Source organism: Achromobacter sp. B7 (genome assembly GCF_003600685.1).
Taxonomy (GTDB): Bacteria; Pseudomonadota; Gammaproteobacteria; order Burkholderiales; family Burkholderiaceae_B; genus Achromobacter; species Achromobacter spanius_B.
The window spans coordinates 4,549,091-4,563,122 of sequence record NZ_CP032084.1 but is presented as its reverse complement, the minus strand read 5'-3'; the positions used below and the strand labels follow the sequence as shown (position 1 = coordinate 4,563,122).

Sequence of the window (14,032 nt, the reverse complement as noted above, 5' to 3'; positions counted from 1 at the left end):
ATCATCTCCTTGTCGCCTCTTGGGCGAGCTTGAGGTAGTGGGGCAGCCAGAGCGCGGGGTCGTCACCATGCTTGGCAACTGCCGCTTCGGCGATTTCGGCCAGGTCTTCGGATCCGGAGAACACCAGCAGCGCCTCGGGACATGAGGCGAGGTCCAGTTCGGCCGTGACGGCAGACTCGTTTTGTTTGACGACGAACTGGCGGCTGAACGGCGGCAGATCCTTGACCATCTTGAAGACAGCGGGAGACAGCTTGAATCCGTCAACGTAGTCCTCGGCAGTGGCCTTGGGATTCTCGAGAAACATGGCGGTCGCGGACTGCTGAATCAGCGAGCGACCTACTGGGTTCTCCAGGATCGCGGCGGGCTCCTGCGTCGCGAAGACCAGGACGCCGTTTTTCTTACGAACCGTGCGGCTGGCATCCTGCATCGACGCCTGGAAGTAGGGCACTTTCAGAGGGTGCTGAACTTCGTCAAAGAAAAGGGCGATTCGCCGCCCGTCCATCATCTGGTCCGTTCGGTAAAGCAGGTACGTTATTGCTGCGTCACGGACGGGGCCTTGCTCGAGGAACTCCGTCAAGTCAAAGCCAAAGAGGTTGTTAGCCGCCAGGTCAAGTTCGTCTTTGGGGTTGTCGAACAACCAGCCATACTCGCCGCCCGCGCACCAGCGTTTGAGGCGCTCTTTCAGGCTCAGCTGACCGTCAGGTGCAGGCGCGGCGGGGAGAAAATTAACCAGGTTGGACAGGCATCGATCCTCCAGGTCGATGTGCTTCACAAGCTGGTTGACGGCCATGGCGATTTGCTTCTGCTCGGAGGGACTGGCCTCCTCGTCCCCGTTTGCCCCCAACAGCTTCGTCATGCTGGCCATGAACGCGACGTTTGAAGCGGTGTCAGGCAGTTGCAGGTAGTTCCAGCCGGTTTTCACGCCCAGGCGCAGCGGGAAATACTTGCCGCCCATCGCCATGACGGTCACCTGCATGCCGCGATCCTTGTCGAACACGATGCCCGTGTAGTCGAACTTGCGTGCCTGGGTGATGAGATGACCCAAGAGGACCGTCTTGCCGGCGCCGGACTGGCCGATGATGGACGTGTTCCCGAGGCGGCGCTTGCCGGTTTCGTCAACGTCCTGAAGCGAGGCGTGAAAGTTCAAGTAGTAAGGCGTGCCGCCCGTCGTCTTGAGCATCGTGACCGCCGGCCCCCACGGATTGCTTGCCGGCTTTCCGAAGAGGTAGTTGTGCATCGAGGAGAAGCTCAGGAAATTCAGCGAGGTGATCGGCGCCGGGCGAGGGCGCCATTTCCAGTTGCCCGGGAACTGGGCGGCCCACGCGGCCAAGGATGAGCGATCACACAGACGACCGATGATTTCTTCGTCAGCCAGCGCGCCGCTGATACTCGCGGCCGCCCGAAGGGCCCCCTCGCTGTCATCGCCGAACACCTGGATAGTGGCGTGGTGGTCACCCATGACGAAGCGACCTGCGGCCAGTTCGTCGCGGGCCTTCTTCAGATCTTCGATCTGGGACGCGGAGTAGTCGCCAGAGTCTTCCAGCCACTTGATTTGGCGTGACAGCGCCTTCAGCCCATCGGGCTTTGACATCGCGCCAAAGGACTGCGACAGCACAAACTCGTGCGGCTGGTTGAGCAAGCAGTTCAGGTGGCCGGCTTTGGTGTTGTTGGAGTACTCCCGAAGTTCCAGCATCACGTAGCGGCGTGTCCAGTCAGGCCCCCGCATCTCGGCGAGTTCGCCGTGCGTGGAGAAGAACTGACGACTGGTGGGCAGATAGTTGTACAGGCGCGCGTTCACCAGCGGCACCGGCTGCATCTTGCCGTTGAGCAGAAAGCCAAGGAATTCGGCCGGTTCCGAGAACCGCGATTTCCGGCGCGGAGGCTCCTCGCCGCTCATGTCGTGCGGAGACTCCTCGTCGTTCATGTCGTGCGGAGACTCCCGCTCGACAATGGTTAGCAGCTCCGGTGAATAGAGCTTGAGCGATCCGCGAAGTTTGCGGTTGACGTCATCGAGCTGTTCGATCGCCTGGTTCTGCCACGCAAGCGCCGAGCGCGCCGTTCGCTTTTCAAAGTTAGACAGCAAGCGCAAGGCGGGATCGATCTGCACCCGTGTCAGTACCGTCAAGTACATCTCATTGATCATCGGCGGCTTACCGGCGAAGACCTTGCGATACGCGGCATCGTGAGCGCGGGAGAACTGGTCCGGATAGTCGCTTTCGGGATACTCGAAGACCCTGCGACGGACAAGGTGCGACCAGATCCCGAATCCCGTTGGGAACCCCCGGAACACGTTGTTGAGCTCCTCGACCCAGCGGTAGTGCTCCTCATCGCTGTAGCCTTGAAAGGTGCGCCCGTCGATGCGCCAGACCGAGAGGTACTCCCAGTCGCGGGTCGCGATGATGGTGGGCGTGACGTGGTGCGAGTAGGGAACGTACGTGCTGACCGGCGGCTCATACGCCGGCAGCGTCACGATGGCTTGTTGTTTCATCGGTCGTGAACTCCGAGCCAGCGGGCCCATGGGCGCCGCCGGCTGTAGGGTGTTGGCGTGAGGGATATCGCACCCCAAAAGCGCTTGTTCTTAGCCAAGAACTTGGTCTTGACCCAAAGCTCCCAGATCCAGAAGGCGCGGTCATCATGGCGGCTCAGAATGGCCATCACCGGATAAAGAACGGGAAAGAGCAGCCAGCCCCACAGCGTGAATGAGGCGGCTGTGACGGTCAGAAAGACGAGCCCTGCGAATGCCCGCGTGGGCACCCCTCCCGGAACGGTCGCAGTCCGGGTCGCCCCTTTGAAAAGCGGAAAGCGATTTGGGGGGACGTGCGACCCGACCGCCGCTGGCGCCGCGACGGCGGGAGCTTTGGCCTTTTGCTTTGATGCGGCCGCCATGTCAGAACAGCAGCTTGATGATGCCCCCGGCGATGGCGCCAGCGAAGCAGATGCCGACCGCCCACTGATAGGCGGTTTCCTTGCGAATCACGTCGAACGAGTAAAGGATGCCGATAATTCCGGCGGAAACAAGACCAATGACAGGGATGATGAGCCACAGCCAGTCTTTCACCTTCTGCACGGCAGTGGTGGCCTTCTCGAACTGCGCCATCGCCAGTTCCGGTTGCAGCAGTAGGAGCACGGCAAGGGTCGCGTATGCCAGGGCGACAAGCGTACGGCGGTTCTTGGGCTGCGAATCGGCAGGGGAGATATTGGATGCGGCGGTCATTTTGAAACTCCAATGGGTGACGCCACCCGGCCGATGAGCGGGGCGGCATTCGTTTGAGGTAGATGAGAGGGCCGGTGTTTAGCGGCTAAACACTGGCGAGGGTGCGCTTCTACTGCGTCGGCAGACGCGAGGAGGGCGTTGGGACCGGCCTGCCGAATGTGGCATCTGGGCGCGGCTCGAATGCGTCTTTGCGGGGTGCCACGAAGGCGTCATCGCGGGGCTTCTGAAAGGCGTCGGGTTTGGACGACTTCGGAAGCGGGGGGCTACGCATCTTGGCGTCAGCGTTGGCGGGCGCGCCGCCCTCCTTCACGATGGCCGGTACCGCCAGGCCAGCGCCGGCGATGACCTTACCGACATACCCATTCCTGAAGCCCGAGGTCAGGTTGCCCGTGTTGTAGCAGCTGAATGCCGCATACAGCGCGTTCTGTCCGGGGCCGTGCAGCTTGGCGGCTCGCTTGTAGCAATCGACGAGTACGCGCTGGGCAGATGCGAGGTTGACGCAAGGGTCGAAGATGCTCTCGGGCGTGACACCGAGCCACTTCCAGTTCCGCACGTTTATCTGGCCGTAGCCGACGTCGAAGTCCACACCTTTAGCCATCAGTTCGCGCACCGCCTGGATTGCCTCCTCTTTGGACTTCGGGCGGATGCTTACATGGGGCTTGGCGTTGACGCCAATGGCGAGCGGATTGAATGCGGACTCGTGACGGACCACAGCGCTGAGCGTACTGATGTGCACGTCGGGCGCACACTGCCTGGCGAGTGTAGGGAAGTCCATCGGTCAATTCCCCACCATGCCAAAGCCCGGGCCCTTGCCGCTTTGTTCACGCTCTTTGCGCTCGGCAAGTGCCTTTTGATACTTGGCAAGTTCGCGCTCATAATCCCGTGGCTCTACCCAGTAGCCCCCGTCAACGGGGGTGCCGACGTAAAGCGGTAGGCCATCGTCAAAAGCTGTGTATTCATGCGCCGCGTAAACGTTGCAGTAGCCCGGCCGCTTGTTGCTGACGATCGGGCCACCGTCGTCGCTCCCACCGCCCCAGGTTTTGAGCGCAACGTTCAGCGCTGCGGCATCGCACCGGCCCGCGCCTTGCGAAATGGCGCGCACCAAGTCGCTCATTTCCTTGGAGTCTTCTGATGCGGGGCATAGCGAAAGAAAATCGCGTCGGGCTTCCAGCGTGTCGGATAGCTTCTTCATGTTGATGCCGAAGTATCGCGACAGGGACGGCGAGCACTCACTCGGCCGGGTGCCGCTGGACAAGCAAAGAATGGCTTCGCATGCCAGGCGCTTGTCACCTTCCAGGACGTCACCGACGTCGAGACTGGGCGCTCCAGTTGCGTACGCCGGCGTGATTACCGGCGCAAGTGCCAACGCCAGCAGGAGGAGCAGGTTTCGGAGGGGTCGCATATTGGGTCTCCCGAATTTAGTTGCAGATGCCGTAGTTGCCGACATCGATGAGCTGGCCGCGCAAGCGCGTCTCGGTTGTCACCGTGCAGCCGCTAACAGCCGTGATGTTGACCACGCGTGTCGCGCCCTGGCAGACGTCAGCGTCACCACCGCTTCCTGTGTCGCAGCTGCCGAACAAGGTGGCGGTCCGGTTGCCGTTAGAGAGCTGGCAGTAGCCGGACACGCCCTTGGTCACTGAAGTGCCGGGCGGCATCAGCTGGCCCATCCAGACCCGCGCGGTGTCCCCTGACGTCGTGCCTGAAGCGTGGATGCAGTTCAGTTCGGCGGTGGGGCGATAGATGGTGGCGCCAAACATCGTGCCGTAGTTGACCTGCATCTGTGCGGCTATCGTTCCGCCCAAACTGTTGTCGAACGTCTCGCCCGTCTCGTTGCCACGGGCTTTCGCGATCACGACATCGAGGACGCCGCCGGCGCGGGATGCTGTGCAACCGTCTTGCCACGGCCCCCATCCCTCGTAGGCCACATCGTTCGCGTTGGCTTGTAATACGTAGTAGGTCCGATAGCGGACCTGACTGCCGGTGTACCCGGCAGGGCACTGCGAATACTCAGCCTGCGTCTGCGCGATTCGGCACCCGCCGTAGGTCGTGTGCCAGGAGTAGCCACCGACGCAGCCGCCAGGCGGTAGCGGCGCACCTTGGTCGACACGCACGACCATCGTATTCAGGTCGGTCTGCAACTGTACGTCTGCCTGTTTCGCGGTAGACGCCTGGCTGACCGTGGGCACGAGCAGCGCGAACAGCAGGGCGAGCAAAGCCCGGCCCTGTCCTCGCGTGGAGGGAAGGAACATGGATATCTCCGATAGATTTGCCGCTCGATATGCGGCCTGGGGGAAAGACCTGCTGGAGGAGCTAGTTCTTGCAGCCTTGGATCACCGAGGCGCGAGCGCCCATGTCTGGGGGTGAAATCACGACCCGGTCACCGGCGATGCTGGCGCGCTGCGCCATGCGGACGTAGCTATTTCCAGAGTTCTGAAATGTGCCACTGAAGGAACCGCCGACCGAAACCGCACCGGCTGCATTGACGTAGCCTGAGCCTTGGATGCTGCCGCCGATCGCGCCACCGATATTGATGTCGCTGCCGCGTGCCGTGGCGTCGGTCGCCTGTAGCGCGACCTGCCGCCAGGGCGACAGCCCCGCTGGGCATGTGACAGCCGGGATTGCGGCGTCGTTGGGAAGATCGCCGTACGTGCCGGTGATGACGTGGCCGGTTTGGGCGAACCACACGCCACCGGTGCAAACGGCAAGCAGCTTGTTTGCGGTAGACGCGTATAACCCTTCCGGTGTGCACGCCGAGCCAGGTGCAACGGCCGTGTTGAGCAGTAGGCCCGTGTTGGTCTGAATCGCACCGGCCACCGTCAGGGTGTTGTTGAGCGTGACTGGTCTGGTTTCTCCGTGGCGTACAAATTGACCGAATGGCGTGGCACTCAAACCTGCTGCCAGGACGGCGTGGCCGGGCTCTGCTCCGAAGTCGAACCAGCCGCGCGGAATACTCATAAGCGGACCGCGCACATTGGCCCCTCCGTTGGCGTCATGACCCCCGTACCCATCGGACGCCGCCATCACCTTGCCAAGCAGAACTTGATTGAACCGAGCAGCCTTGCCGGCCGGTGCGGTGCAGGTGTCATTGAGTCGACGACTCCGCACATCGCTGATCGGTTGGCAGGTATATACGTAAGCGCCCGTGCGGCAGTTTTCGCCGGGGCAAGTTCCTTCGCGGACAAGGATGAAGCGGGCGGTTTCTCCGAGGGATGGGAAGCGTGGCGTGCTAGGCGGCAGCAGGCCTAGCGCTGCGAGATCCGCGACACCACCTCGTGCGACCTGGGCTCCTGGGGCGGCGACCCAGCTAAGTGCTGGTGGCGCGGGGTAGGTGCCAGCTGGGGCGTTGGCGATATTCTCACCGCGCAGCCAGGCTTCGTGCTTGACCTGAAGGTCCACTACTGCACCGCGAAGTTGCGCAAGGTAGCGGCCGGTGGATTCCGCAGCGGTCGCGTCAACTTCTCGCTTAAGGGCCGGTCCGCCAAGGACGATGGCGAGCGTGACGAGCGCGATCACTACCATCAGTTCGATAAGCGTGAAGCCAGCCTGGCGGGGTATTGATCGAGGCACGGAAACGTCAGAAGGACACATGGCAGCTTCGTCATCAATGCAATGCCAGGCGAGGCAATGCCACGCCCGGCTCGCGGGTTTACGGATTTATCGCGTGGCGAAGACAAACGTATTGTTGTCGCCCTTCACGCATAGGTCTTGAGCAGTTACCGCATTGAAGGAGCCCGGTTCGTTGTTTGTGCCTAGCGTTTTTGCTGCTGTTCCGTTCACACTGATCATCTCTGAGACGGAGTTCAACGTGGTGGCCAAACCGGGGCAGGCCCTGTGGTTCACATTGGTTAGCGTCAACCCCAGACCGCTGCCCATAGCACCACCCCCGAGAGCCACCGGCCCGATTGTGATGGTTCCGTTCGAGCCCACGCCAGAGCCGCCCAGGCGGTGCGCTACCGTGGCGCCGTTCACCTTGAAGACGGAAGACTCGGCCATTGCAGGCGCCAGATTGGACGCATTGTTGATGGCTGCGTAAGGCGTGACGGAGTCGCCTTCGCCCAGCAAGCGCGTCGCCGTCATGAAGCGCTGGAGTTCGGCAGCCGCCGGCCCGACCCGGGTTTGGACGAAGAATCCTTTGATGGAGGGCATGCTTATCATGATGAGGACGCCGATAAGCACGAGCACCGCGGCGAGTTCAACAAGGGTGAATCCTCCTTGGCGGAGGCGCTGGTGGGCAACGCGTGTATTGATGACTTGCAGTTGCAGGATGGTGTGCTTCATGTTGATTTCCAGATACTCAGGATTTGTGGTGACCATCTGCAAGATGGCCGCGATCAGAATTGAGGGTCGGGCACGCTAGCTCATCGAGTCGAGCAATGCGGCGTTTTGCATATCCCAGAGCACGCTTTGATGCCACCCCAAGATGCCCGCCATTGCCAAGACGGCGAGGATCAGAATGACCCAGCGGAGCACTTTCGCGCGCGTTTCGACATGCTTTAGGACAACGGACTCCATTCGGACACGAGTCTTCTGCAATGCGGCGTCCAAGCCCTGGGTGCCTGCAAGATCTTCGAGGTACCAATAGGTCTCCCGGTCCATCAGTCCAACGTCAAAGACCTGCGCGCCTGATTTCGAGTCTTCGAGTCGGTGCTGAATGGCCTGCAAGCGGCCCGTTAGCCAACGAGAAGCCCCGTCGAACTGAAGTTCGATGGCCTCACGTAGCTGCATGGTCTTTCCGGTCCTGGGTTTAACCGCGGTTGCCGCAGTGCTGATGACACCAATGCCCTGAACGTCCCGATACAGGCGGTAGGGCCCCCAGCGATCTAGGAACCTTCGTATCGGACCGTCCAGGTACGGGAACGAGAGCTTGAATGCAATTCCAACAACAAGTGCCCCAAACCAAAGACGAATGCCCTTTTGCCGTATCCATTCGGCAAGATCAAAGAACGCATGGGTGGACGCGCTCAGGTAAGCGCGGGGAACAGCAGGTAACGTGTCGACGATCATCGGGGCAGTGACGTAGGGAAGCGCGACCATAATCACGAGCCATAACACGATCACTGCGATCAAGGAGGTCAGCAGCGTCGTGATCAGGATCCAGCGGAGCTTAGAGTTCAACCGTACAAGGCTGGCCATATCGCGCAGGCCGCTTGACAGGACCGCTTGGTCTTGGCCCTGTAACGAGACAAATTCGGCGACTTCCTTTGGGGGGAGCGTGCCGTGGAGCGTTTTCCCGATGTTGCCCGTTTCGACAATCTTGTGTGCCCAGTATGCCGAAAGGACCCCCCGTGCGCTCCTCCCATAGCGCTGGGCGTCTCCGTCAAGAATGTTCAAAATCGTGCGCTTTCCCTGGGTGTCCTCGGCTATGTCCGCCAGGTACTCATACCAGTCGGCTCGCTTTCGAGCGAACTTTCGCGCAGCTTGCCCAACTCTTGTGAGTACGAACGGCAGTTTCATTCCGGTTTCCTTTCACGTAATAGCGTCGCAAAAGCCTGGAAATGCGGCTCGATGTCCCGTGGATCGATCAGGCCTTGACTCATTTTGTAGACAGCGCAGTCCATGGTGGTCTTGCCTTCCATGTCGGGGTGGTCATATGCGGCCGTCCTGTGACCGGCGTAAATCTCCCGTAGACGTAGCTCATCGCCGCTGCTGATGGCGCGAAGCGCTTCTGGATCTGACGACGGTTCGAACATTTCAGCGACAACTGTCCGACCGGCGTACCCGAACAGCTCCGGAATTCCTTTGATTCGACATTTCTCGCAACCGTCCGGATTGCGAACTTTGATGCGACCGCTGCCAAAGTCATACAGGCTTTCGATAACGTCCAGGTAGCGGGCCCAGTCATCGCGTGATCGGCGCACTCCCAGTCTATCGGCGGCGCCTTCCAGCAGTGAATCTGCCGGCAGTGCGCAGTCGCAGGTGACCGGCATCAGTGCTTGGTGCGAGAGCAGCTTCAGAACGCCGGGCGTGCCCAAAGTCGTTCGCGGAACGCCGATTTCGCTGGAGGCAAATCGCTGCGGAATCGAGAGCGCATGGCCAACGTGCGTCGTTGTATAGAGACTGCTTCCCGACAAGACGATGTCCTGAAACGCCGATCCTGTAAGCGAATCGCGGATTTCGCCAAGAAACACGTCGCTCGCAGCAGCGCGCTTGAGTGCCATCAGCTTGGACCGCATCGTGTCGCGGTCCGAACCATCAAGCGATCGAGAGACGCTGGCGGCCAACGCGCGCGGAATGGTCAGTTCGACCGGGTCTTCGATCGTCATGACCTTGCGTGTTGCGGGCAACCGCACGATCAATTGGGCGTTGGTGACGGTCTTTCCCGATCCCGGAATGCCGCCCGTCACGATCGCGCCGCCCATGCTTTGCAGACACCGTTGAAATTTTGCGACGTGCGAAGGCAGGAAGCCCAGGGTTTCCATGTCCACCGGCTCAACTTTGGCGTCCATGTCCAGAATCCGCAGGGTGATGGACGGTCCCTTGTCCGCCACAAAGGATCCCCAGCGCAGCATGTAAGAGCGGTCGTCCACAACTTCGTAAAGCCGACCCTGCTGTTCATTGGTCATATCGAGGAATAGCCCGCTGCCGCCGTGGACGTCCAACCAGGCGACGTTGCCCATTTCGATGAGACGTTCGGTCGGCATCGCCAACTGTTTGGGCGTTGTGTATTGCCCGTCGATCGTCACGCTTACGTGAGAGATCGCGGCCGTGGTGTCAATGTTCAAGTGCATGTCGCTCGCACCGTTACGGACGGCCCAAGCGGCCAAGTCATGGAACCCGACGCGCACCGCGGAGCGTGCGCCGAGCGCGCGCGTCTTGGAAGTGCGCTGCTTAACGTCCTTGGCCTGCATGCGCTCCCGTACTAACGCAAGCAACACGACGGGGTTAACTGTGTACACGTCCACGTTGCCACGCCCTGTGGCCTCCCGAGCGCGTTGGAGAACGGCGCGGTATAGGTCAGAGTCTTGTTCCCCTTGCTTGACGAAGACCACGTACCGCTCACCTTCGAGTTCTGCCACGCACGCTTTGGCGGCAGCTTCGGAACCGCACCAATCAACGCGGAGCAGCTCGAACGCGGGGCGCATGTTCTCGACGTCTTCGAAAGAGTCAAGATGACCTTCCGGAGAATCGTCAGTTTGGATGGGCGTCAGCGACATGCTCAGGACAGGCGCCGGCTCTTCTTCGCGAAAGCCGACGCGCAACATGCGCGTCATTCGCCGAGCCCATTGGAAAATGCTGAACTTCATGGTGCCCTCTCGTCTAGGCAATAGGTGAACGTCTCATCCTCTTGAGACAGGAACGTGGCGCAGGGAGGGGAAATCTCCAGCAGACGCAATCCCTGGCCAGCGCCTGTGACCGGTGCGGCTTTCCCTGTCAGATAGACGGCCTGTCTGTTTTCCAGTTGCACATGCGCTGCGAGGTGGCGTCCAACGCCCACGATGGCAATTAGCCGCGCCAGGCGTTGTTTCGGCGGTGATGCTGAGGGCGCGGCTGCCTGTTCCGCATCCGCCGGCGTGATTCCTGTCACGGACGGCACTGCGAGCGGCGAGCCAGCAAAGGCAGTCTTCGACTTCTCGCGTTCAATGGCGAGCGCCTGTTTCGCGTCATGCTCCAGCAGCTCGCGCACCAGGTGGCTTGGCGGCGCAGCCGGAGCTTCAGGCGCCACGGCGAGATTGTCGGATTGCGCCGATACGCCGGCAGGCAGGGCAATCGCCAGGGCGAGGCCGGCCAGACACAGGGCAGGCCGATTGCGCAGCGAAGTTTCACGGCGCGAGTACATAGATATCTCCTTTCAAGGTGGCCGAGAACGCGCTCGCGGCGAGTCCGGGGGCTGAGTCCGGCTGGTAACGCACATGCAACTGCGTTATCTGAGTTGTTGTCGGCAAGGCCAGGCCATAGAGAGAGCGCAGGGGCGCATTGATCACCAGTGCGCGGCTGGCGGGCAGCTTCGTGCCCGATGGCATCGGCACAGGTTCTTCCAGGCCGTTGGGCAACTTGATGTTGGGCACGAGAATCTGCACGCTTGCCGGCTTTGCCAGCGTGAAGTCCTGCAATGCGGGCCGAAGCGCTTGCCAGCTTGGTTCCCACGTTGTCTGGATCGCAGCTGCCGTCGGGAGGTCCCCCAAGGCCACAGTCGGCGCCGAGCGCCCCTTCGGAAGTGGCCATGTTGCGGTAGCAGTATCCAAATCCGGATGGACGATGCGAAACGATTCGGCCAGTGCTGCCCGCAGCGTGTGGTTGTCGGCCAGACGTGTACGGCGGTATGTGGCGGTGCACGACCCCGCGCTCGGTCGGCAGTCGACTTCCGTCAACCGCCAGCGCCCGGGCTCTACTGGTACCGTCAGGATGACATTGAGTAGTTCGGTCATGCCCGCGCCGCCCTGGGTCTTTACCGACTTAGCCCAAGCGCTGATAGCGCTTTTCCATAGCGCGGTGGCGTCGAAATGGGGCTGCGCCGCCTGGGCCTCTTCTTGAAGTTTCGCCTGCCGTTCGTCCCACCAAGCGGATCCGTAGTCCCATGCCTCATAGGCGACGACCGCAGCTATGAGCACCCACCATATGGGCGACACCATGGACAGCCTAAAGGACGCCCTGCGCAAAGCAGACTGTCCGTTCACGTGTGCAGTGAGCTGTTGCAACGAGAACAAACGCGCTTGCGTGATGTAGTTGCTGTGGACCTGGTGTTCCCGGTAGCGCGCAGCCAGTTCTTCGACTGCGTTCTTTGCTTTTTCCTGGTCGGGGAATATCGTGTCGCCGCCCGTCTGCACCACCCCGTCGACGACCACCGCCAACCATACGGATTGGTCGGGGAGCGTGCATGCAACGATATGCGTGCCATGTCGATGCATCTGCGCAAAGGCAGCGGCGCCAGAGAAAAGCGTTGCTCTGCTCTTTGCACGCGTTTCGCTTCCTTTGGCGGCCAACAAGCCGACCGACGAACTGCGCGCATCACTTTGCACAAAGTGCGTTGCCCGTGCTTTGCGGGCGGTCTTGAGGGCAAGCTTTTCCAGGTCTTCCCCGAGGACGGTGCGCCACTTGAGCCCGAGGACCAGTTGATTCGGCGAGCCCGGTATCGCGACGAGCTTGTAGCTCGTGCGCCGAGCGACTTTCTGTCGCGTTGCCACGGTCAGAATCCTTCTTCTGGAATTGCGGTTACCAGCACCACTGTCAGCAGCTGCTGTTCTTGCGAGGCGTCAGACCCGCCCATGAGCATCGGCGCCTTGTCGTCGAGACGGCGGCGGGTCGAACTGTCGGCAGACTGTTGATATCCGCCAATGACCACTTGTTCTCCGGGGCGAACCATTACCTGCTGTACGCGCCCTTGGCCTCCGATGTTGGTCTGCTGCACGAACGATTGATCATCACGCGACCCAACCGGCTCCTTCTTCATTTCGATGAGTCGGGTGTCGTCGTAGGCAATCGTCAAGAGCACCTGGCCGTCGTCCTGCGCATCGGGCACGACGGTGAGGAAGGTGCCGACCGTCTTTTCGTCTTGCGTAACCGTGACCGTGGGAGCCGAGCTGTCGGACGTGCTCTGCGTTTGTTGCAGATCCTTGATGTACTGAAAGGTGTTTCGGGTGTCGTACTTCGCGGGTCGGCGGTTTTGCGAGAGGAGCGGAATGCTCTTGTGATTGACGATCGAACCCAGCTGCGATAGCGCGCTCAGTGCGATGTTCGTGCCGGCGAAGGGACCACTGCCCACCGATGCGCCCACGCTGCCGGCAGCTTTGGCCGCGTCGAGCAAGGGGCCGACGCCAATTGCCGATGCAGTGTTTTCGCGTCCAAGGCTGTTGAACAGAATCTTCCAGTCGATGCTTCCTTGGTTGAGTTGGTCGCGTTGGACCGTGATTTCTTCGAAAACGAGCCGCACGCGCCGTGTCATCTGGCGGTTCTCAGCGTCCAGAAATTCGCCTATCCGGTCCTGCGCATCCTTTGTGTCAGTGACGACGATGGTGTTGGCCGCGCCGTCCGCAGACTTGATCACGCCGGCGCGACTGAGGAACTGGCTGACCTTGGTGACGACCGCCGCGAGCTCGCGGGCCTCTTCCTTGGAACTGCTGGTCGACTTGTCCGCGAGCGTCGAATTTGCCGACTTGATATCGCGCTGAAGGCTCTCTTCAGCCGCCTGGGTCGGCGTGCGCACGACGTAGCTTTTCGTCTCCGTGCGATAGAAGCGAAGCGCGCCGATTTTCTCGTCGTAGCGCCAGTAGACGCCCAGCCGCAGTGCAATCGAGTCCAGTACGGTGGCGAGGGGCGCTTGGCCCGGGGGCAGGGGGGCCATCTTCGTGCGGGCAACGCCTTGGGGCAGGACGGGGCCTGCGATACGGTCGACGGCAATCCCGGGTACAAGGGCTGGAACCAGCGTGTCCGCCGTCGCGGCAGCAAAGTTCGCACTTGCTGTAGCACCGCCCTGTTCGACCGCCAGGCGCGGAAGGAAATACTCGGCCGGCAGCAAAGCGTCGGCAGACACGTGGGCCAGGATTCCCGTTGCGAGTTGGATGCGGTCGGCAAGGGTTTTGAGGTCGGCCGCGCTGTTTTCGAACAGCAGCGTCGTGTTGACGTTGGCGCGCAGCGCCGGCGGCAGGGTGACATCGCGGGCAAGCGGTTGGGGCCGGCCTGCGATCCATGGCAGTTCGACGACCTGGCCTTTGGCCCGGTCGGTGTCGCCTGCCATGCCTTTGAAGGCGTCCATAGCGAAAGCGCCCTTTGAGCCTTCGTGGTCAGCACGGGCGCTGACTCGGCCTGTCGATTGGAGCGCGGAGCAGCCAGACAGCGCTGCAAGCGTCAGTGCGGCCGCTACAGTGCGGTATGCAGTCATGG

13 protein-coding genes are annotated in these 14,032 nt (G+C 61.4%); all 13 read right to left on the bottom strand.

The genetic code is table 11. The annotated features are described in order from the left end of the window. Window position 1: 1 nt before the first annotated feature. Entirely contained in the window at window positions 2-2,488 is a 2,487-nt protein-coding gene (locus tag DVB37_RS20605) for a VirB4 family type IV secretion/conjugal transfer ATPase (RefSeq protein ID WP_120156621.1), read from the bottom strand. Beyond that, complete coding sequence (locus DVB37_RS28975) at window positions 2,485-2,886, bottom strand: type IV secretion system protein VirB3 (protein WP_120156620.1); 402 nt, start codon at window positions 2,884-2,886, stop codon at window positions 2,485-2,487. The genes DVB37_RS20605 and DVB37_RS28975 overlap by 4 nt, the downstream gene beginning before the upstream one ends. A gap of 1 nt (window position 2,887) precedes the next feature. Beyond that, window positions 2,888-3,214 (bottom strand): TrbC/VirB2 family protein, encoded by a 327-nt coding sequence (locus tag DVB37_RS20595; RefSeq protein ID WP_120156619.1) that lies wholly within the window; start codon window positions 3,212-3,214, stop codon window positions 2,888-2,890. 109 nt (window positions 3,215-3,323) lie between these two features. Then, window positions 3,324-3,989 (bottom strand): lytic transglycosylase domain-containing protein, encoded by a 666-nt coding sequence (locus DVB37_RS20590; protein WP_120156618.1) that lies wholly within the window; start codon window positions 3,987-3,989, stop codon window positions 3,324-3,326. A gap of 3 nt (window positions 3,990-3,992) precedes the next feature. Then, window positions 3,993-4,616, bottom strand: a complete 624-nt coding sequence (locus tag DVB37_RS20585; protein WP_120156617.1) for a TrbM/KikA/MpfK family conjugal transfer protein — start codon at window positions 4,614-4,616, stop codon at window positions 3,993-3,995. 16 nt (window positions 4,617-4,632) lie between these two features. Continuing rightward, the gene (locus tag DVB37_RS20580; RefSeq protein ID WP_120156616.1) at window positions 4,633-5,463 is read right to left on the bottom strand and encodes a hypothetical protein; all 831 of its coding nucleotides are present in this window, start codon (window positions 5,461-5,463) and stop codon (window positions 4,633-4,635) included. Window positions 5,464-5,524: 61 nt separating this feature from the next. Continuing rightward, window positions 5,525-6,802, bottom strand: a complete 1,278-nt coding sequence (locus tag DVB37_RS20575) for a type II secretion system protein (protein ID WP_120156615.1) — start codon at window positions 6,800-6,802, stop codon at window positions 5,525-5,527. A gap of 66 nt (window positions 6,803-6,868) precedes the next feature. Then, window positions 6,869-7,492, bottom strand: coding sequence for a type 4 pilus major pilin (locus tag DVB37_RS20570; RefSeq protein ID WP_162941253.1), 624 nt, complete (start codon window positions 7,490-7,492; stop codon window positions 6,869-6,871). A gap of 75 nt (window positions 7,493-7,567) precedes the next feature. Continuing rightward, window positions 7,568-8,668, bottom strand: coding sequence for a hypothetical protein (locus tag DVB37_RS20565; protein ID WP_120156613.1), 1,101 nt, complete (start codon window positions 8,666-8,668; stop codon window positions 7,568-7,570). Next, entirely contained in the window at window positions 8,665-10,458 is a 1,794-nt protein-coding gene (locus DVB37_RS20560; protein ID WP_120156612.1) for an ATPase, T2SS/T4P/T4SS family, read from the bottom strand. Before DVB37_RS20560 ends, DVB37_RS20565 begins: the two co-directional genes overlap by 4 nt. Beyond that, complete coding sequence (locus DVB37_RS20555) at window positions 10,455-10,991, bottom strand: hypothetical protein (protein WP_120156611.1); 537 nt, start codon at window positions 10,989-10,991, stop codon at window positions 10,455-10,457. Before DVB37_RS20555 ends, DVB37_RS20560 begins: the two co-directional genes overlap by 4 nt. Next, the gene (locus tag DVB37_RS20550) at window positions 10,975-12,336 is read right to left on the bottom strand and encodes a hypothetical protein (protein ID WP_120156610.1); all 1,362 of its coding nucleotides are present in this window, start codon (window positions 12,334-12,336) and stop codon (window positions 10,975-10,977) included. Before DVB37_RS20550 ends, DVB37_RS20555 begins: the two co-directional genes overlap by 17 nt. 2 nt (window positions 12,337-12,338) lie before the next feature. After that, window positions 12,339-14,030 (bottom strand): type II secretion system protein GspD, encoded by a 1,692-nt coding sequence (locus tag DVB37_RS20545; protein ID WP_120156609.1) that lies wholly within the window; start codon window positions 14,028-14,030, stop codon window positions 12,339-12,341. Between the last annotated feature and the right edge of the window lie 2 nt (window positions 14,031-14,032).